Origin of the sequence: Bacillus sp. FSL R9-9410, assembly GCF_038050385.1 — a bacterium.
Taxonomy (GTDB): Bacteria; Bacillota; Bacilli; order Bacillales; family Bacillaceae_G; genus Bacillus_A; species Bacillus_A cereus_U.
Map to the genome: position 1 here is coordinate 4448287 of NZ_JBBOTV010000001.1, position 21454 is coordinate 4469740.

Here is a 21454-nt window from a genome sequence, read left to right on the forward strand (position 1 = left end):
GCTATGAGCTTTGATGCAATTTTGTCACCTGTCTTTCTATCCTTGCGAGTAGCTGCGTGCGCCACAATAATCGTTACAATCTTAGGAACGATTATTGGACGAGCATTAGCGCGCTCCTCGTGGCGATATAAAGTACTACTAGAAACTATTTTCTTATTACCAATGGTGCTTCCACCAACTGTTATCGGCTTTTTTCTAATTATCATTTTTGGAAATAACAGTCCCATTGGAAAGTGGATTGAATCATTATTTCAGCAGTCCATTATGTTTACATCTACTGCTGCTATCATTGCTTCTACAGTCGTTGCATTTCCGCTCATGTACCAATCAGCAAAAACAGGATTTTCTATCGCAAATGTACAAATTGAAGATGGCGCGCGCGATCTTGGTGCAAGTGAATATCAAGTTTTTCTACATGTTACACTCCCGCTTGCATTCCCCGCACTACTTAGCGGTATGATTTTAAGCTTTGTTCGCGCACTCGGTGAATTTGGTGCAACTTTAATGTTTGCAGGAAATATACCTGGCAAAACTCAGACGATTCCAACGGCGATTTATATGGCTATTGATGCGAGTAATATGCAACTAGCTTGGACACTTGTAATCATAACGATTAGTATGTCCCTTCTATTCTTACTATGCATTCAACTCATTAATAGAAGAATTACTACTTCTTAAAGCAACTTTCGACAAAAGTTGCTTTTTATTTCCCGGAAAATAAAATGATTTGATTAATAACTGAATTTTTCCTCTTATTTAAATATACATTTTATTTGAATTCACTTTCTAAAATAGGTAATTTCCTGTTATTATATGAAAGTGTTTCAAAAAATGAAGAAATGAAAACGCATTTATATCGTAAATTCTTCATCCTGTTTTAGCGATCGGTAATCTTCTACTCTATTAGTGGGGCATTACCGATCGTTAGAACGATATGTAATTATATTGGTATAGAAAACCGAAGGGAGTCTTGTAATGGACATTTTATTAGCGCTTCTTCCTGCAATCGCATGGGGAAACATCTTATTAGTAAGCGTAAAAATGGGCGGTGGTGCATATAGCCAAACGGTAGGTATGACAATCGGTGCTCTATTCTTCGCAACAACTATGTATGTATTTACTCAACCAACTTTAACAATGACAGTCTTGATTGTTGGCTTTATTTCAGGTTTATTCTGGGCTTTAGGACAAGTAAACCAATTAAAAACAGTTGAAAAACTAGGTGTTTCAACTACTGTAACTATTTCTACTGGTATGCAACTTGTTGCAACTTCTATCTTTGGAGTTATCGCTTTTCGTGAGTGGACTACTACTACAACAATTGTTCTGGGAACGATTGCAATCCTATTAATCGTAATTGGTGTAGTATTCACATCACTAGATGATAAAGAAAATGCACAGCCACCAGGACAATTGAAAAAGGGACTTCTTACTTTAATTGTTTCTACTTTCGGCTATCTTGTATATGTAATTATTATTCGTTGGTATAATATCGATGGTTGGTCTGCTATTTTACCACAGGCAGTTGGTATGTTCGTCGGTGCGGTTGTACTGACGTCTAAACATAAACCATTTAACAAATATGCAATTCGTAATGCTGTATCTGGTTTACTATGGGGAACAGGAAACTTATTCTTACTTCTTTCATTACCACGTGTTGGAGTAGCAACAAGCTTCCCATTATCTCAAACTGGAATCGTTATCTCAACATTCGGTGCGATTGTCTTCTTAGGTGAAAAGAAAACAAAACGTCAATTGATCTTTATTGCACTAGGTAGTGTTTTAATTATCGGCGGCGCTGTATTGCTTGGTATGACGAAAGCATAAACTTATAATTTATCAATCCCTGAAGCATAAATGCTTCAGGGATTTTTAATTATAACTATTTTTCAAGTATAATAATCTTCATACTCCTTTTTATCCAATTGTATTCCCTCCACTATAAGCCGTTTCTTTTTACAAAATTCTCTTAAAAATGGTATCGTTTTTTATAACATATTCTCATCAGAAAGGAATAAAGGATATGCCTAATAAACATCGAATTTTATTTATTGGTGCCGGTCGTATGGCAGAAGCCATATTTGCTGGACTACTTACAACAAGTAAAGAATACATCGAAGAAATTATTGTTTCCAACCGAAGCAACAGAGAAAAACTAACGCAATTACAAACTCAATATGATCTATCGATTACAACTGATTGGAAGCAGCATATTAAATCTGTAGATACAATCGTTTTAGCAATGCCGCCTGTCGCACATGAACAGCTATTAGCGGATCTATCCCCTCTTCTAACTAATCAATTTGTCGTGACAGTTGCTGCCGGAATCGGACCATCTTATCTAGAAGAAAGGCTTCCCCAAGGGACACCTGTTGCTTGGATTATGCCAAATACAGCTGCTGAAATTGGAAAGTCTATCTCCTTATATACGACGGGACATTCTGTAGATGAAACACATCAAGAAACGTTACAACTTCTTTTAAAGGGTATCGGTACCTCACAGTTTTGTACCGAAGAAGAAGTTCACCAACTTACCGCAGTTACTGGTAGTGCACCTGCTTTTCTCTATCACTTTGCTGAAGGTTTAATTGAAGCAACGAAAAGCTATGGTATTGATGAGGAAACAGCAAAACACCTTGTCATTCAAATGATTGCTGGCTCTGCCGCTATGCTTCAGCAAAATCAGGATCCAGCTATGCTCCGCGAACAAGTAACAACACCAGGAGGTTCAACGGCTGAAGGCTTAAAAGTTCTATATGAAAATAATTTTTCAGAAGTCATTCAACAAGCAGTAGAAGCAACCAATAAAAAAGCTAGGGGGAATTAATATGACTTTAACAAGTTTAAACGACTATACAACATTACATAACGGCGTAAAAATGCCTTGGTTCGGCTTAGGTGTTTTTAAAGTAGAAGATGGTACAGAAGTAATTGATTCTGTAAAAGCAGCTATAAAAAATGGATACCGTAGTATCGATACTGCTGCGATATATAAAAACGAAGAAGGCGTTGGACAGGCAATTCAAGAATCTGGTATTCCTCGTGAAGAGTTGTTCATCACTTCAAAAGTGTGGAATAGTGATCAAGGTTACGAGTCAACATTGCAAGCATTTGAAACTACATTAGAAAAATTAGGTCTAGAATATTTAGATCTATACTTAGTACATTGGCCTGTAAAAGGAAAATACAATGAATCATGGAAAGCTTTAGAGCAGCTTTATAAAGATGGTCGTGTTCGTGCTATCGGTGTGAGTAATTTCCACATTCACCACTTACAAGACGTATTTGAAATTGCTGAAATCAAGCCAATGGTCAACCAAGTGGAATACCACCCTCGCTTAGCACAAGAAGAATTACATGCTTTCTGTAAAGAACATAACATCCAGCTTGAGGCTTGGTCACCATTAATGCAAGGGCAGCTACTGGATAATCCAACACTACAAGAAATTGCTGCAAAACATAATAAATCAACTGCACAAGTTATTTTACGTTGGGATCTGCAAAATGAAGTTGTAACAATCCCTAAGTCTATTAAAGAACACCGCATTATTGAAAATGCGAACATCTTCGACTTTGAATTAAGCTCGGAGGATATGAAAGCAATTCAAGCTTTAAATGAAAATCATCGCGTTGGTCCAGATCCAGATAACTTTAACTTCTAGTAGGGAAACCACTGCCATATGCAGTGGTTTTTTTATTTTAAATAAAACTGAAAATTTAAACTATATTCCATTTGATTGACACTTCATTATCTAAGGTGTAAGATTTTGAATTATCAAAGAAACACAAAAATTAATAAAATTCATTTACTCATTGTATCAAGAGAGGTGGAGGGACTGGCCCTTTGAAACCTCGGCAACAGGTTCATTTTGAATACTGTGCCACTTCCTGCAAGCTTTATGCTTGAAAGATAGAATGAGGGACTTCGTTTATATACGGGTGCATAACTTGTACGTAAAAATCCCTCTTTCTCAATACGAAAAGAGGGATTTTTGTTTTTCATTCCCTCATCATCATCCAATCTTATTAACTATTTAGGAGGAAAATCAAATGAAAAAGAAGTTTGTACCCGGTATTGCATCAGTTGTAGGAGTAAGTATTTTATTAGCTGGTTGCGGTAGTTATAAAAACGAAGCAAGCGGAGCAAATGCAAAAGATGAGGCACCTAGTAAGCAAGTTTTAAACTTATCTTCACCTACTGAGATTCGAACAATGGATACGGCTCGTGCTACAGATACTGATTCTGGTCAAGTAATGAGAAACGTATTTGAAGGTTTATACAATCTTGGCGAAGGTAATAAACCTGTTCCTGGCGCTGCAAAATCTCATGAAGTGAGTGGCGATAAAACGAAATACACATTCCATTTACGAGATTCAAAATGGTCGAACGGCACACCTGTAACAGCGAAAGATTTTGTCTTCGCTTGGCAAAGAGCTGTTGATCCAGCAACAGCCTCTGAATATGCTTTTTTATTCTTTGATATTAAAAACGCTAAAAAAATTAATAGTAAAGAGCTTCCAGCCGATCAACTTGGTGTAAAAGCAGTTGATGACCATACGTTTGAAGTAGAATTAGAGCGTCCTGTTCCGTATTTTATTAGCTTAACGGCGTTCCCAACATTTCTACCAATCAACGAGGAATTCTTTAAAGCACAAGGTGATAAGTACGCTTTAGAAGATAATAAAATCTTATACAACGGAGCTTTCACACTAAACGATTGGAAGCATGAACAAAGCTTTAAATTTAAGAAAAACCCTACCTATTGGGATAAAGATAATGTCAAACTCGAAGAAATCAATTTCAACGTTGTAAAAGAGAAATCAACGGAAGTAAATTTATTTGAATCAAAACAATTAGACCGTATAAAATTAACGTCTGATTTCGTTGATAAGTATAAAAAAGATGGGAACTTTAAAGAACGTCCAAATGTAGGCGTACAATTTTTACGTATGAACCAACAAAACAAAGTACTTCAAAATGTCTCTGCACGCCAAGCGATTGCTCAGACAATTGACCGAAAATCCTTTGTAAATACGTTATTAAACGATGGCTCTACACCAGCTAATAGTCTCGTTCCAAAAAACTTTGCAAAAGGACCTGACGGAACAGACTTCCGTACTGCAAACGGCGATTTAACAAAAATCGATACAAAATCTGCACAAGAATTATGGAAAAAGGCAAAACAAGAACTTGGATCTGAAAAAATCACATTAGAATTATTAACCAGTGATGGTGACCTTGAAAAGAAAACTGGTGAATTCTTAAAAGGACAACTAGAAAAAAATTTAGACGGCTTAACAGTAAATATAAAACCTCAACCGCGTAAGCAGCAAGTTTCACTCTTATTAAAAGGTGACTACGAAATTGGAATTGACGGTTGGAGTCCTGACTTTGCTGATCCAATTACATTCCTTGAACTATTTACGACGAATAACCCTTACAACTTAGATCATTACTCTAATAAAGAGTTTGATGACACAATTGAAAAAGTTAAAACTACCTTGGCTGGTGATGAAAAAGCTCGCTGGGAAGCGTTACTAGCATCAGAAAAAATATTATTTAAGGACTCTGTTATCGCTCCTCTTTACCAAAAAGGAGAATCTTATTTAGAGCGTTCTTATGTAAAAGGAATTGTGCAAGTTGACTTTGCAGGCCAGTTAAACTTCAAGTGGGCAAAAATCGAAAAATAAATTGTAACTTTGATCAACGTTATTCCACCATACTAATTATTTTTTCATAAAATACATTAAAAGTAGATTCCTTAATACACGGGAATCTACTTTTTCAATATATTATTTCAAGAAATTAACATTCTATTTTTATTATTGACATATAGTTCTTTCCAGTGTTAATATTCTAAATAATCAAAGAAACGAAATATTTCACCACCAAAATGTAATGTCTACTAAGTTGAAACATATAACGATAGATTATAGTTCAACATGTATATACATATAGAACACCTGATTACCTACATACACATATTTATAATAGGTTTTCTCTTCTTCTATAGCTACACTTTAAGACATGGACATTATGACGTTACGAACAACACATTTAGGGAGGAAAGAACAATGAAGAAAAAAGTTGTACCTGTTGTTGCATCAGTTTTAGGGGCGAGTCTACTACTAACTGCTTGCGGGGGAAATAAAGAAAATGCAGGCGGAGCGAAAGCAAACGATAAAGCACCTAATAAACAAGCAATTAACTTATCATTTGCTTCAGAAATTCCAACAATGGATGTTGCAAAAGCAACGGACGGGGAATCTATGAACGTAATGCGAAATGTTTTTGAAGGTTTATATGCAATGGGGGAAGATAATACACCGATTCCTGGTGTTGCTGAATCGGTTGACATTAGTCCAGATAAAACAAAATACACATTCCATCTTCGTGATTCAAAATGGTCAAACGGTACTTCTGTTACAGCAAAAGATTTTGTTTTCGCTTGGCAACGTGCCGTAAATCCTGAAACAGCTGCTGAATATGCATTCTTATTCTTTGATATAAAAAATGCGAAACAAATAAACCAAAAAGAAGCCGCGATCGATCAATTAGGTGTTAAAGCTCTTGATGATAAAACTGTAGAAGTACAACTGGACCGCCCTGTTCCCTACTTCTTAAGCTTAACAACATTTTCAACATTCTTACCAATTAATGAAGAGTATTTAAAATCTCAAGGTGATAAATACGGTTTAGAAACGAATCATTTAATTTACAACGGGGCTTTCACGTTAGATAACTGGAAACATGAACAAAGCTTCCAATTGAAGAAGAACCCTAACTATTGGGATGCTAAAACTGTAAAACTAGAAGAAATCAACTTCAATGTCGTTAAAGATAAGTCTACAGAAGTTAACTTATATGATTCAGGACAAATTGATCGTGTTGCTTTAACTGCGGAGTTTGTTGATAAATATAAAAACGATGCAAACTTTAAAGAACGCGCTGAAGTCGGTATTCAATTCTTACGACTAAATCAAAAAAATGCAGTATTAAAAAATCAAAATGCACGCCTCGCTATTAACGGAGCAATGAATAAAAAAGCGTACGTAGAAACAATTTTAAATAACGGTGCAATCTCGGCAGAAGGAATGGTTCCTGCGAAATTCGCAAAAAGTCCGGACGGTAATGACTTCCGTAAAGAAAACGGAAACCTAGTTAAAGATGATGTGAAAACAGCAAAAGAAAACTGGAAAAAGGCGAAACAAGAACTTGGTACTGACAAAGTAACAATTGAACTATTAACAAGTGATAATGCTTTAGCTAAAAAGACTGGTGAATATTTAAAAGGTGAATTAGAAAAGAATCTAGATGGATTAACAGTGGATTTAAAACCTCAACCACGTAAACAACAGTTAAAACTACTATTAAGTGGTGATTACGAAATCGGAATCGATGGCTGGGGCCCTGACTTCGCGGATCCTATTACATTCTTAGATCTATTCACAACAGATAGTGCTTATAACTTCGATAAATACTCTAACAAAGAGTACGACGAGCTTATTCGTAAAGTAAAAACTGATTTAGCTGGTGATGAAAAAGTACGCTTTGAAGCAATGAAGCAAGCTGAAAAAATCTTATTACAAGATGGTGCTGTCGCTCCTTTATACCAACAAGGTCGTTCTTACTTACAACGCGGATTTATTAAAGGACTTGTAACAACTGACTTCGGCGGTGAATTTAACTACAAGTGGACAGAAGTTGCAAAATAACAAACGCTAGTAAAAAAGGTATCCACATGAAGGATACCTTTTTTACTTTATACGTCTTTAGCTACAAAACCTCTTCCCTTTACTATTCCTTTTATACCTATAGTGATTCCCGCTACCAATTATGTAACTAGTATAATAAATAATAATGAAATAATATTTTTCTCTAAATTAACTCCACCAAATATTATTGTGTAATAACCATTCGCTGCATATGTTGCGGGAAATAATTCGCCGATTGTTTAATATGTTTTAGAAAGCGCAAAGGCATTCTTTAAAAATCCTCATATACATACAAATTACTTTCAATTTAATTAATAAGCATGTGTCCCCCTTAAGGAAATAATTTATTAGGTTTATACATAATTACATGAAATTGGGAAAAACTTGTATAGAAAGAAATTACATAAGGAGGAATTTATAATGAGAATTTTACTATCAGCTTTATTAGCTCTTATGCTAGTACCTGTATTAACAGGATGTAAAGCTCCTGCAAAAGAAGATACAACTTCTAATAAGAAAACGACTGAAGAAGCAAAAAATGAGGCTCCTGCAGATTTAAAACTAAACTTTAATGAATTTGATTTAAAAGCAGACTATCAAGATACGAAGAAAGATTACGAAGCTGATTATAAAAATGTAGCAGCCGATAAGAAAATGGAAGCAAAAATTGAAGACCATAAAACAGATGTGAAATTCACAGGCAACGAGGCTGTTACTAAATTAAGTCCCCTTCTACAAGAATTAAAATTTGATAAAAATACGCCTGATCAAGAAGTGATTGATCAAGTAGTAAACGTGTTCAAGCTTGATAAAGACTATCAAAAATTTAATTTAGAAGTTGTTTTCTCTGACGGAACGAAAAAGGAATATAAGAAAGAAATAAAATAAAGAAGTAGGCGGTTGCCTACTTCTTTATTTTATTTTTTAATTTTTACATATCTTAGTTCTGGACTAGAACCGATAATGAATTGGACGCCAGATACTGATGATTTTTGTAAATACGAAGCGCTAGGGAAAATAATTGGAATTAATGGTGTTTCATCAAACATAATATCTTCTGCTTTATGCAATATGTCAAAGCGTTTGTTTTCATCTTGCTCTGTTTTTGCTTGATTAATTAAATTATCAAATTCTTTATTATGCCATTTTGCATAGTTGTTTGGACCATCACCTGCATATAAATCTAGTTTAGTAATTGGATCTAATAGAGAGCCGCCCCATCCCATATAAGCTAATTGGAAATCACTTTGCTTATATGTGTCAATATAACTCTTCCACTCTTTATTTTCTAATTTAATATCTACACCAAGATTTTTCTTGAACATTTCTTGCATCGCTTCTGCTACTTTTTTATGCTGTGTATCTGTTGTGAATTTTAATGTTACTTCAGGTAATATAGACCATCCTTGTTCTTTCATACCTTCTTCTAATAATTTTTTCGCTTCCGCTGAATCAAATTTTACGTAATCACCTTTTTCTTTACGGAAATCACGACCACCTTGTGTTTTTGCCCCTTCTGGAACGAATGCATATGCTTCTTGTGCATTATTTTTATACAATTTTTCAACGATAAACTTACGATCAACCGCTAATGAAAATGCTTTACGTACTTTCGCATTTGTAAACGGCTCTTTTTCTACGTTAAACGAGTAAATATAAGATGAGAATCCCGCAACACGTTTATATTCTTTATTCCCTTTTTCTTTCTCAATCATCTCTTGTGGTAAGCCACTTAATAAATCTAATTCTTTTGATTTGTACAATTGATACGCTGTTTTAGAATCTGGAATAATACGAAACTCAATTTCTTTTAATGTTACCTTTTTATCGTAGTATTCTTTATTTTTTTGCACTGTAATTGCTTGGTTATGCTTCCATTCTTTTAATGTGAATGGTCCGTTCGTAATTAACTCTTTTGGATCTGTTTTTAATTTATTGTTATCATCAATTGATTTTTTAGATAATGGAATAAATAATGAACTTGCTAACTTTTGTTTAATAGAAGCAACTGGGTGCTCAAGCGTTACCTTTAATGTTTGAGGATCAACGACTTGAATACCAACTTGGCCTTCTTCACCTTTTCCAGTATTATATGCCTCTGCTCCTTTAATAAAATACATTTCTGTCGCATTCATAGAACCCGTTTTCGGATTTAATAATCGCTTCCATGCGAACTCAAAATCATTTGCTGTAATAGGAGAACCATCTGACCATTTAATATCTTTCTTTAAATGTATTGTATATTCATTTCCATCAGCATTTACTTCTTCGTTCTCTGCTAATTCATTTTGATATTTCCCGTCACTATCTTGCGTATATAAACTTGAAAACAACTGCCCAATTATATAACCTGACGTGCTATCTGTCGCAATAGCGGAATCAAGCGTATATGGATCACTACCAATATTCGTTACTAATCGATCTCCTTCTCCCTTACTAGCACTTGCTTTTGAAGTGTCTTTCTTACCGCAAGCAACAGAAGTTATTGCTAAAACAGTCATAATGACAAATAATAAAAACTTCTTCATCCTACATTCCCCTTTAACCTAAAATTTTTGGTGTTGATGCTAATAATGTTTTTGTATAAGAATGTTGTGGATTACGGAATACTTCTTCCGTATTTCCAAATTCAACAAGTTCTCCTTTGTATAAGACAGCCACTTTTTCACATAAATAGTGAACCATCGGTAAATCATGTGCGATAAATAAATATGTATAGCCTTGTTCCTTTTGAATCTTTTGCAGCAAATGTACAATTTGGATTTGCAGTGAAACATCTAATGCTGAAATTGGTTCATCAAGGATTAATACTTCTGGCTCACATAATAGCGCTCTTGCAATGGCAATACGTTGACGCTGTCCACCGCTAAATTCGTGGGGATAACGATCAATATATCGTCTATCTAATCCAACACGCTCTAATGCATCACCTGCGACTTTATCTTTCAATCCTTTATCGCCTAAACCGAATGAAATATATCCTTCCGTTACGCTATCGCGTACTTTCCAGCGCGGATTTAATGCAGCTGTGGAATCTTGAAAAATAAACTGTACTTTCTGTAAGAAATTTCGCTTATTAGCCGACTTCAGCGTGTGAACAACTTGACCGTTATAATCAATTTCACCAGACGTTGGTTTTTCAATCCCAGCTATGAGCTTACCAAGTGTTGTTTTTCCTGAACCACTTTCTCCGATAATGCCAAGAGTTGTTCCTTTCGGAATAGAAAGTGATATACCTTTTAACGCTGCGATTTCTTTATTTTTAATTCCATACGTTTTCGTTACTTGCTTTACAGTAATTAAATCTGTCGTCATGAGGCATTCACCTTCTCTTTTGATTTCGCTTTATTATGCTCCAGAATATGCTGCCAGCAATGTGAACTATGCTCCTCAGAATATGTTGTTCTCTCTGGGAAACGATGAATACATTCTTTTATCGCTACTGAACAACGATTTACAAAAGGACAACCAAAGCTATTTAATGTTTCAATGGAAGGTGTCGTTCCTTCTATAGCACGTAATACTTTTTTGGAATCATCCATATTCGGAATTGCTTGCAATAAACTTTTCGTATACGGATGCTTAGGTGAACCTATTACTTCTTGTATCGTTCCTTTTTCAACAATGCGTCCTCCGTACATAACAACTACTCGGTCAGCGATTTCACGCACAAGTGCCAAATCGTGAGTAATTAATAAAATACTCGTATTTTGTTTTTCTTTTCGCTCTTTTAATAACCCCATAATTTGTTTTTGAATTGTTACATCTAACGCCGTTGTAGGTTCATCTGCAATAACGAGCTTCGGGTGACATGCAAACGCAATTGCTAAACAAATACGCTGCCTCATACCTCCGCTTAACTGATACGGGTATTGTTCAAAGCGTTTCTCTGCTTCATGTATCCCTAAATCATTTAGTAAGTTAATTGCAATTTCTTTTGCCTCTTTTTTCGATTTCTTTTCATGCTGCACAATTACTTCTGTAATTTGTCTTCCCACCTTCATCGTTGGATTTAAAAATGAAAGCGGGTCTTGAAAAATAAAGGAAATATCTTTCCCGCGAATTTGATTCCATTCTGATTCTTGTAAATCTGTTAATTCCTTTGATTGGAAAGATACATTTCCATCATCAATATGAATCGATTCTTGATTCAAGCCGATAATTGATTGTGCTGTAACACTTTTCCCTGAACCACTTTCTCCGACAAGTGCAACTATTTCACCTTCGTTAATAGAAAAGGAAACATGCTTCACAATTGCTTGCTTACTATTCTCTTTTTCAACGGCCAACGTTACGTTTTCTAAAGATAAGATTTGTGCCATGTTTTTTCTCCTTTCGATTACGTTTTACGATTTTCGGATCAATTGCATCTTGCAAACCATCACCAATCGCATTAAATGCGAACATGATTAGTGCAATCATGATTGCCGGGAAGAAAAGTTGCCACCATTCTCCGCTTAGTAATGTCCCGAGTGCATCGTTCGTCATCGTGCCCCAACTTGCCGCTGGTGATTGTACTCCAAGTCCGATAAAACTTAAAAATGATTCTGAGAAAATAGCTGCTGGAATTGTAAATGATAAATTTACGATAATAATCCCTGTTAAGTTTGGAATTAAATGCCCATATATAATTTTCATATGAGGTGTACCTAATCGCTCTGCTGCAATAACAAACTCTCTTTGTTTCAATGAAAGTACTTGCGCCCGAATGAGACGTGCCATGCCAATCCATCCTGTTAACGCAAGGGCGATTATAATTGTAAAAAGTCCTGGTTTCATAACGATTAATAGTAAAATAACAATTAATAAATATGGGATACCGTATAACACTTCAATCCCTCTTATAATCCACTCATCAATTAACGTTCCAAGACGATTACGCCCTCTCACATATCCACTAAAACCTCCGATAAGTACACCAAGCCCTATATCAAGAGCTGCCGCTACCAATCCAACTGTTAATGAAATTTTCCCACCAGCCCAAGTACGCGCCCAAATATCTCTACCTAAATCGTCTGTTCCAAACCAATGCTCACTACTAGGCGGTAAATTAGTTGCTTCTTTTACTTGTTCACTCGCAGTAAATGACGTTAAACTTTCGCCAATAAGCGAAAAAACAATAATTAGTAATAACGTCACTGCCCCTAAAACTGCTATAGGGTTTGATACAAACTTGCGAAACACTTCCTTTTTTCGGCTAATCGTTTGCTGATCTTTATTTATCGTTAATTCTTTCTTCTCTTCATTCGTTAATAACTGGTCATTAATTTCATAGGCCCCCATTTAAATATCCCCTCCTTACGTAATAGACCGAATACGCGGATCAACAATACGATGAATAATATCTGTAATGAAAATACAAAAGATTAATAATGAACTATAGAAAATTGTTGTTCCCATAATTACTGGATAATCTCGGTTAAAAATACTATCTACAAAATATTTTCCTAAACCAGGAATTGAAAAAATTTTTTCAATAACGAAAGTCCCTGTTAAAAGTCCAGCCATTAATGGGCCAACAAATGTAAGTACCGGAACAATCGCATTTCGAAGAGCATGCCTTATAATGATTTTCTTAATTGGTATACCTTTCGCTCTTGCTAGCTTAATATAATCACTCTGCAACACTTCAATCATATTAGAGCGAACAAATCTTGTAATAACTGCGATTGGCCCGAGTGCTAATGCGAAGGAAGGTAATACCGTATGCTCAAATGTTCCCCAAGACGCCACTGGTAGTAATTCAAATTGGATGGCGAATACTTGTATAAATAGTGGCGCTAAAATAAAACTAGGAATAGAAATACCGAGAATCGCAAGCAAGCTCACACTATAATCAATCACTTTCCCATGATATAGCGCGGCAAATGTACCTGCGGCAATTCCGACTAACAATGAAATAACAAGAGCTTGTAAACCAATAATTGCCGACGGTCCAAAACCGGTTGTTATAATTTCTGATACACCTTGACCTGTCGATTGAACAGATTCCCCAAAATCAAAATGAGCTACCCCATCCAAATAAGCAACATACTGATTCCATAACGGTTCATCAAGGTGATACTTTGCTCTCATGTTTTGTATTACTTCTTCAGGAAAGATTTTCGCATCTGATGAAAATGGATCACCTGGAATAATATGCATAATTAAAAATGTTACTGTCGTAATGACCCATAGCGTGAATACCATAACCGATAGTTTTTTAATAACATACACTTCAATAACCCCCTAAACAAATGAATTTACTTTGTTTTATTGACATATTTGTTCCCATTACTCCTTCTCCACTTCTTAAAACACAAAAAGCCTTGATCTTAAAAAATAAGATCAAGGCTTAATAAAACGATGCCCATCACTTATCTTTCAAGACTTGCTTGCTGGAATTAGCACGGTGTTCTATTACAGAACCCGCTGCTGAGGTGTCATAGGGCCAGTCCCTCTACCTCTCTGGATAAGTAAATTGCTATATTATTATTTGGTTCAAATTGTATATTTTGAATTATAATTCTGAAAAAATGAAAAGTCAATCTAATTGGATATTTTTAGAAAAATCAGTTTTTAATAGCGTTATTTCTTAAAATCACTACTTTAGCTTATAATAAAATTAATTACTTTAAAGGAGTTATAAAATGGATCCCTTACTTCTGGCTACTATAGGATTGCCATTAACAATCGTCATACTCGTCATCATTGGCTTCTACAAACTCTTCATTAAAAAGAAAAGCATCACTTCTTTTTACACTCCATTCGATAATATTACTGGACAAACAATTTCAGAATTTCATGAAGAACAAAAGGTATTAGTATCCGAGGATGAAGACGGAGATGGTAAGAAGAAAAAATAACCTTGCGCATGCGCAAGGTTATTTTTTCGCCTCTGTTTGAAAGCGTTTATAGTATGTCGATGCTGTTGAAAAATGAATTTCTATATCACGAATCAACGAGGAATCTTCTTCCTCTGCTAACTTCTGCAATTTTTTCATTGCTTGTTCTGATTCATTTAAGAAACCAACATATAGTTCATGTTCGTCCTCTTTCGACTTCGGCACACGAATTTCTTTACGCATATGATCAATATCTTCTAACATGCCCGTTGTTACCTTTTGCACGTCTTCTTTATATTTAGCATTAGTTATTTCCTTGCCGCCCTTTTCTTTCGCCACTTCCCATAACTGTAATGCTTTATTAATTTCTTTGTTCATCTTCACATCATACTTTTCATGTACCTCGCGATACACTTTCATCTCTTCTGTCTGTTCAGTAGATTGTTCTACCTTTTCTTTTGGTTCTTTCGCTTCTTTATTCCCATTACATCCTGCTAGAAGGATCATACTTCCCATTACAGCAATACCCAAAACCTTCTTCATCTCTTTTTCTCCTTTTATCTACAGCTACTACGAATTATAGTTTCCTTTATCTCCACTTGTTATTATACCGAGAACGCCCTGATTTTTGCACTCGAGACCACATCTTAATATATATACCAACATTTTTGTCACAGTATCGTCACTTTATGCAAATAACTTTTGCATGAGTTATTTCAAGGAAATGAAAAAAAAAGAGCTGATTCAAAGAAATGTTTGAATCAGCTCTTTTTTGTTAAGCCTCTAAATTTTGTTGCAGTTCAAACTGCTTTTCACTTCTTTTTGCCATGAATAAATAGCATAACACAGCACCAATTTCACAAAGAGCTATAACAACACCCATAGGAAGTGCTGTATTACTTCCGCCAATACCTACTAGCGGTGCAACAAGCGCTCCTGAAATGAACTGTAATAAACCTAGTAAAGCTGATGCTGTTCCTGCAGCTTGTTTTTGATTTCTCATCGCTAACGAGAAGCCAGTTGTTGATACAACCCCAACACTTGATACAACGAGAAATAGCGAGCATAAAACACCGATTAGACCTATTCCTAATACGATTGTAAGTAGTAACGATAGACCGCCAACAGCCGCAATAACAATACCGGAAACAAATAATGTCTTCTCATCCACTTTTCCTGCTAAACGACCAGTAACTTGGCTAGCAATAATAATACCAATACCGTTAATTGCAAAGAACAAACTAAACTGTTGTGGTGATGCCCCGTATATATTTTGCAACACGAACGGTGAACCAGAAATATAAGCAAACATTGCAGCTGTTACTAATCCTTGCGACAATGCATAACCCATAAATAAACGATCTTTCAGAAGCTTTCCGTATGTCGCCAGCGTTCCCGACAAACCACCTGTCTCCCTTTCTTCAGGAGGTAATGTTTCACGTAATACGAAAGTAGCTGATATTAGCATGAATACACTAATTGCTCCAAGAACGATAAAGACGCCGCGCCATGATGTGAACTGTAATAATTGCCCTCCAATAATCGGTGCCAAAATAGGGGCTGCTCCGTTTACTAACATAAGCAGTGAGAAAAACTTCGTCATTTCAGAACCTGAATACATATCACGTACCATTGCACGTGATATAACGATACCAGCAGACCCTGAAGCACCTTGTAAGAAACGTAAAAGCACTAAACTCCAAATCGATGGTGCAACAGCACAAAGTAAAGAAGAAGCAACATAAATAATAAGAGCGATAATAAGAGGTTTGCGTCTTCCGTAAATGTCACTAATTGAACCAACAAATAACTGTCCTACTGAAAGCCCAAGCAGGCAAGCAGTTAATGTAAGCTGCGCAAGGGATGCACTCGTTTGTAAATCATCCGTTAACTTTGGTAAAGAAGGCAAATACATATCAATAGATAATGGCCCAATTGCCGTAAGTGTCCCTAATACAAGAATCATCCATAACCTGTTTGTCTTTACAGGTTTATATACTTCGTGATTAACTCCATTCACTTTTTCCATTCACCCTTTCATATAAACACTCAATCGTAACAATTATAGTTACAACATAAATATACGTCAAGTATACCGTATTTCCCTGTTTAATAATGTAAAAAAAAGCGATAGAATCTCTATCGCTTTACTTTTTCAAATTACTATTTGTAAATTTAGATACAGATGCCATCATTTCTCCTGTGTCTAAATATGTGATTTGAATTGGATCTCCTACTTCTGTAAACATTGCATATGGGAATTTCTTTGCTGGTACCATGAATACTCTTTGCTCGTTTTCTAATAATACGTACACAATCGTATTTTCGCCTGATTTTTCTTTATACACACGTTGTACAGTACCTTCTTTTTGCGCTTCTTTCCCATTTGAAGTTGGTCTAAATGAATCACCACTTCCGCTCAGCGCATTTTTATAATTCTCAAGGGCTTCTTTTTGCGTTGAACCTGACGCAAATACTTTTGCATTAGAAGCAGATATAACAGTATGAGCACGTACTAATCCCCCGTCATCAATAACTGGTACAATCCAAGAAGGTTTACCATATACGTTATAAATAACCGGCATTGTTCCATGCCATTTCTCTCTCTTAAAGGAATTATCCACTACTTCTGTAGCAGCCGAACCATCCATAATTCCCTTCACTTCTTTTCCGTTATAGTAATACAACTTCCCTGTACGTGCATCAACTAATGAGTAACCGAGGGCAGAATCTACTCCTTCTTTCGGAGAGGTAAAGTCTGTAAAGTAATACAGTTTACCATCCTTTCCGAAGATTGGCGTAACGCCTTCCTTCGTCCCCCACTCAGTCGGCATCTTCATGTCTGTTTGTGAGAATTTCGTGTTCCAAAATCCGTGAATATATTTTCCGAAGTACGTATTTAACGTAGATGCTGTTTCATGATTTAATACACCATCAACGAATTTAGGTGCATTCCCTTTATCATATCGTTTCACATCACCTGTTTGTGCATCAACAACGACAACGCCTTCTACTTCAAACCCTGATCTTCCTGAAATAAACTCACCGTATGTCATTGTATAATACGGTTTTCCTTTATCATCAACTTCAAATTTTGGTTTCCCTTTAAAAACTAAATCTGGCTCTGCTTTTCGAACGACACGTTCTAATTTATTACCGAAAAACATGCTTGGTACATACTTCATTTTATAACCAAGATGTAATTTCGCTTCCGCATCAGGATTTGTACCTGACATTGTTACGTAACCTGGAATTGTTTCCGCTTTACGTGCTTTAAAAAATCCCGAAACTTCTATCGGTGCTACATACAAGGCTTCACCATTTACCATTTGCGGTGTTAATTCCCCTAGCTCAAAATAAGCTACTTTCGGAATATCACCAAATACCTTTTTCATTTTATTTTCCGCTGTTTTAGGCGGAACTGTAAACGGTTGGTCATTTTCAGTAAATGGCTCTGAAATATCTTTCTCTACCTTCACGACCGAATCATATTTCTTTTGCGAGATTACTATATCGTGCAAATAACCAAAATAGCCGTAACTTGCGAGTAAAACAAACATTAGAAGTCCTTTTAACATACCTTCTAATTTCCCTACCTGCTCTTGTGAAAATAAAACAAGCCCAATTAAAATCGCTACTGCAACAGAATAATGAGTAAGAATAGAATCTGCTCGATCATCAATTAGCCAAAAATATTCATAGATTGCAATACCTATCCAAAATAAAACAGGAATAACTAAAACAGATGATTTCTTCCCCTTTACAACTTTCTCATTTCCTCCTTTATCCACCGCGCGAATTTTATTACCGCTTCTAGTCCATGGAATCAAAAACAAAGTGAGAATAGCTAAAACTATAAATTTCATCAAAGGCAATGTCCCCTTTTCTTTTGTCTTCTCCATAAGTATAACAAATAAAGGGTAATCAGGTAAAAATGGGAATGAAAATACTTTTAATTACTTATCACTGCGGCTTAATATAAATCCACTAACTACATATAAAACTGAAGCAATGTAAAAAATAGTCCCTATCGTAAAGAAATCCACTAAGTAACCAGTTGCAATTATAGCTACTCCGCCACCAATTGATGTCCATACATGGTATTTCCCAATTTCGTAACCAGCTTCCTTATGTGCTACCTTTCGTGCTAACGACGTCTTCTCCGTATTGCGCTGCACAGCAACTAAAACCCCCATTAAAATTTGGAGAATATATACATGCCAAACTTCTGTTGCAATAGGGAAACAAAGCATTAATATAGCCATAGACCAAGCGTATACAATTAATAACTTTCTATCACCTACACTATCAGAGATTCTTCCAACTAACGGATATACTAGAGCTGAAGTTAAGGCAAATAAGCCGTACGCCCAGCCAAATTGCGAGAAACTATTTCCAACATTTCGAAGCAATAGTATATAAAAAGGAAATACCATACTACCCGCCATCATAATAATGCTTTGTGAGGCCACAAATCTTCTATATGTCATTTGCTATACTCCTTATAAAATAAATTCACAAACCTTTCCTCTGGGTCTACTTCCTTCTTCTTCTGAAGGAATTCTTCTATGCGAGGATACGCTTTCTTTAGTTGCTCCTTTTCCGGATAAGAATAATACGGTAAATAATAACTGCCATTATGCTTTAAAGTAACATCAATCATCTTCTGAATGACCGCTTTTGTTTTCTTTATTTCATCCTCAGAACGTCCTTGATTAATTAGAAGCACAAGCGCAAACATATCATCTTTCGCATAAGATAGCACCGCATTCTCATTCTTTTCTACATAGCGGATTGTAATGTTAAGAAGGTTTAATTCCTCTTTAGTTAAAACGCTTCGCAAATCATCTATATACTCTGCAAAACCATCTATTGGTACAAAGTACTCTTGTAAAACTTCGGTCAAGTTTGGATTATCGTATTCCATAAAAGCACTATCAGATCTCATTACGTTATTTCGAGTTTCGTACTTACCATCTGTACGTTCAAAATAACTTCTTTGTATATCCCAAAATGCGCCCTTTCCCCAGTCACTATAACGTGATAACCCAAGTAAGAATTTCGGCGCAGCTATAATATTTTCTTCTTTTAATTTGCTGTACTCTTTCAACTTCTGTTGATCTTCTGCCAGTACATAATCTGTCACATACATTTCTTTTAAAAATGAATTTGGGGCAACAGAAATACGTGCTAAATGCATACGTATATTCTCGTCCCTTCGCACTTTATTCTTAAAGTATGAAGAGTATTCTTTATAATCTAGTACCTTCGTATGCGTTTCATACAATTCATCGTTTGTTAACTGTAGCGTCACATCTAAAATCACACCAAACAATCCGTATCCCCCAATTACATACGGAAACAAGTCAGCATTTTCTTCTCTACTTACATTACGTACCGTACCATCTGCCATTAACAATCTGAACGACTCTACTGTATCAATCAATGCTTCATGACGAATATCACGCCCATGTACATTTACACTTAATGAACCACCAACAGTAAAAATATTTTGAGATTGCATCACTTGAACTGCAAGACCATATGGATTGATTTTCTTTTGAATGTCATTCCATGTGACACCGCTTTGTACCCTAATCCTCTTCTTCTCCGGATCGAATTCTAATATTTCATTATAGCCTTTCATATCAAGCATCGTACCGTTCGGATAATACGTCTGCCCGCCTTGGCTATGTTGCATACCTGCAATAGAAATCTTCTCTCCAGAAACATTTGCATCTTGCACTAACTTTTTTAATGAACTTTCATCCTCAGCATTTTCAACACGTTTAATTTTCGTTGGAAGCAACTTTCCTACATCACTCATAATAGGATGATCCAGTTGCTCTTTGTATGTATATATAGATGTCGCGAGCAACACGGTATACGCTACAATAACAACTGCTATCTTTCTTTTTTTCAAATGGCACTCTCCTTTTCTAACGTCCTTCCTCTTCATATTGTACCTATTTTCCTAAAAAAAGTATTAACAAAAAAGAGAGCGACCCTTATTTTAGGTCCCTCCCTCATCAAGACTGTTACTTTGCTGCTGGCAGCTGTATTGGCTCAAACTTTTCGTACGATGTATATTTTGCATTCGTAATAATGTGTGCCTTATCCTCACCATTACTACTCATAATCATATCTATCTTCGCTGATTCATATTTAAAATCTTTTGTAATGATATATTCTGCATCCACTTCTTCTATCTTTGCATTTTGTGCTTGTAGCATTTTCTTCTGCGTTTCATCCATGCTAGTTAACATACTTTCTGTTTCTTGCCCTTTTAATATGAACTTCAGCTTATATTTGTCTCCGCTTTTCTCCATCTTCATTTTATCTAAAACTACTGCTGGCACTTCTAAATTATCTACAATATCTTGAGTTGCTTTCATCCCGCCAGCATTTAATTGCTCCTCCGGTACAGATATAACTTCTCCTGTATTAGGATTTTTCACCTGACCAGCAACTTTACCATCCACAGCATACACTACAACATCTGTACCAGAAACATTCATTTCAGAACGAGAATTCTTTTTCTTTGGCTCTAATTGCATTTTAGCCTTTAGTACATCCATCTCTGTTCCTTCAGCTTTTATCCCTACATCATATGTCATCGTTACATGTTCTTCATTTTTAAAAGCTTCATTCGCTTTCTTGAAAACATCCTTCGCTGCTAATTCCTTTTCTTTTTGTACCGATTCTTTTTTTGGTTCATCCGTCTTTGTTGTTTTCTCATTACTACACCCTGCACCTAAAATAACTGCAAGGACTAAACTAGAAGTTAAAATAAGTTTTTTCATAATTCTCCCTCCTTTCCAAAAGGATATCATCTATTTTCCTTTGAAATCTATATAATTTTTAATATTTCTATTTAACTTTATTCCTCTCCTAACAACATTTTTAAAGGAATA

At 35.6% G+C, this 21454-nt stretch carries 19 protein-coding genes and 2 riboswitches; of the genes, 8 read left to right on the forward strand and 11 right to left on the reverse strand.

Going from position 1 to position 21454, the window contains the following annotated elements:
* Positions 1–3 precede the first annotated feature (3 nt).
* From modB to MKX77_RS23030, 7 genes are all read left to right on the forward strand, one after another.
* Positions 4–678: a molybdate ABC transporter permease subunit gene (gene modB, locus MKX77_RS23000; protein ID WP_002029397.1), complete on the forward strand. Its 675-nt coding sequence runs from the start codon at positions 4–6 to the stop codon at positions 676–678.
* Between the two features lie 297 nt (positions 679–975).
* Positions 976–1827, forward strand: a complete 852-nt coding sequence (locus MKX77_RS23005; protein ID WP_002140141.1) for a GRP family sugar transporter — start codon at positions 976–978, stop codon at positions 1825–1827.
* A 196-nt stretch (positions 1828–2023) separates the two neighbouring features.
* Positions 2024–2827 (forward strand): pyrroline-5-carboxylate reductase, encoded by an 804-nt coding sequence (gene proC, locus MKX77_RS23010; protein WP_215554998.1) that lies wholly within the window; start codon positions 2024–2026, stop codon positions 2825–2827.
* Between the two features lies 1 nt (position 2828).
* Positions 2829–3662 carry an aldo/keto reductase gene (locus MKX77_RS23015; RefSeq protein ID WP_215554997.1) on the forward strand — a complete coding sequence of 278 codons (834 nt, stop codon included), beginning with the start codon at positions 2829–2831 and terminating at the stop codon, positions 3660–3662.
* 150 nt (positions 3663–3812) lie between these two features.
* Positions 3813–3917: riboswitch (SAM riboswitch) on the forward strand.
* A 133-nt stretch (positions 3918–4050) separates the two neighbouring features.
* Positions 4051–5691: a peptide ABC transporter substrate-binding protein gene (locus MKX77_RS23020; RefSeq protein WP_341307882.1), complete on the forward strand. Its 1641-nt coding sequence runs from the start codon at positions 4051–4053 to the stop codon at positions 5689–5691.
* 384 nt (positions 5692–6075) lie between these two features.
* Positions 6076–7716, forward strand: coding sequence for a peptide ABC transporter substrate-binding protein (locus MKX77_RS23025; protein WP_341307883.1), 1641 nt, complete (start codon positions 6076–6078; stop codon positions 7714–7716).
* A gap of 420 nt (positions 7717–8136) precedes the next feature.
* Positions 8137–8604, forward strand: coding sequence for a YusW family protein (locus MKX77_RS23030; RefSeq protein WP_215554994.1), 468 nt, complete (start codon positions 8137–8139; stop codon positions 8602–8604).
* 29 nt (positions 8605–8633) lie between these two features.
* On the opposite strand, the gene MKX77_RS23035 is transcribed toward MKX77_RS23030, so the two are convergent.
* From MKX77_RS23035 to MKX77_RS23055, 5 genes are read right to left on the reverse strand one after another with little or no spacing between them, the layout of a single operon-like run.
* Positions 8634–10244, reverse strand: coding sequence for a peptide ABC transporter substrate-binding protein (locus MKX77_RS23035; RefSeq protein ID WP_341307884.1), 1611 nt, complete (start codon positions 10242–10244; stop codon positions 8634–8636).
* Positions 10245–10257: 13 nt separating this feature from the next.
* Positions 10258–11031 (reverse strand): ABC transporter ATP-binding protein, encoded by a 774-nt coding sequence (locus MKX77_RS23040; RefSeq protein WP_341307885.1) that lies wholly within the window; start codon positions 11029–11031, stop codon positions 10258–10260.
* Complete coding sequence (locus MKX77_RS23045; RefSeq protein ID WP_341307886.1) at positions 11028–12038, reverse strand: ABC transporter ATP-binding protein; 1011 nt, start codon at positions 12036–12038, stop codon at positions 11028–11030. Before MKX77_RS23045 ends, MKX77_RS23040 begins: the two co-directional genes overlap by 4 nt.
* Positions 11995–12999 (reverse strand): ABC transporter permease, encoded by a 1005-nt coding sequence (locus MKX77_RS23050; RefSeq protein WP_215554990.1) that lies wholly within the window; start codon positions 12997–12999, stop codon positions 11995–11997. The genes MKX77_RS23045 and MKX77_RS23050 overlap by 44 nt, the downstream gene beginning before the upstream one ends.
* A 15-nt stretch (positions 13000–13014) precedes the next feature.
* Positions 13015–13932 (reverse strand): ABC transporter permease, encoded by a 918-nt coding sequence (locus MKX77_RS23055; protein ID WP_341307887.1) that lies wholly within the window; start codon positions 13930–13932, stop codon positions 13015–13017.
* Between the two features lie 137 nt (positions 13933–14069).
* Positions 14070–14174, reverse strand: a riboswitch (SAM riboswitch).
* A gap of 171 nt (positions 14175–14345) precedes the next feature.
* Here MKX77_RS23055 and MKX77_RS23060 point away from each other — a divergent pair.
* Positions 14346–14561 carry a DUF3951 domain-containing protein gene (locus MKX77_RS23060; RefSeq protein ID WP_000371390.1) on the forward strand — a complete coding sequence of 72 codons (216 nt, stop codon included), beginning with the start codon at positions 14346–14348 and terminating at the stop codon, positions 14559–14561.
* Positions 14562–14579: 18 nt separating this feature from the next.
* On the opposite strand, the gene MKX77_RS23065 is transcribed toward MKX77_RS23060, so the two are convergent.
* From MKX77_RS23065 to MKX77_RS23090, 6 genes are all read right to left on the reverse strand, one after another.
* Positions 14580–15083 carry a hypothetical protein gene (locus MKX77_RS23065; protein ID WP_215554988.1) on the reverse strand — a complete coding sequence of 168 codons (504 nt, stop codon included), beginning with the start codon at positions 15081–15083 and terminating at the stop codon, positions 14580–14582.
* Between the two features lie 232 nt (positions 15084–15315).
* Entirely contained in the window at positions 15316–16569 is a 1254-nt protein-coding gene (locus MKX77_RS23070; protein WP_341307888.1) for a Bcr/CflA family multidrug efflux MFS transporter, read from the reverse strand.
* Positions 16570–16687: 118 nt separating this feature from the next.
* On the reverse strand, positions 16688–18406 hold the full coding sequence (locus MKX77_RS23075) for a DUF3981 domain-containing protein (protein WP_341307991.1): 1719 nt from the start codon (positions 18404–18406) through the stop codon (positions 16688–16690).
* Between the two features lie 90 nt (positions 18407–18496).
* Positions 18497–19030: an MFS transporter gene (locus MKX77_RS23080; RefSeq protein WP_341307889.1), complete on the reverse strand. Its 534-nt coding sequence runs from the start codon at positions 19028–19030 to the stop codon at positions 18497–18499.
* Positions 19027–20463, reverse strand: coding sequence for an FAD-binding oxidoreductase (locus MKX77_RS23085; RefSeq protein WP_341307890.1), 1437 nt, complete (start codon positions 20461–20463; stop codon positions 19027–19029). The genes MKX77_RS23080 and MKX77_RS23085 overlap by 4 nt, the downstream gene beginning before the upstream one ends.
* A gap of 115 nt (positions 20464–20578) precedes the next feature.
* A complete protein-coding gene (locus MKX77_RS23090; RefSeq protein ID WP_341307891.1) occupies positions 20579–21343 on the reverse strand; it encodes a hypothetical protein in 765 nt (254 codons plus the stop codon).
* Between the last annotated feature and the right edge of the window lie 111 nt (positions 21344–21454).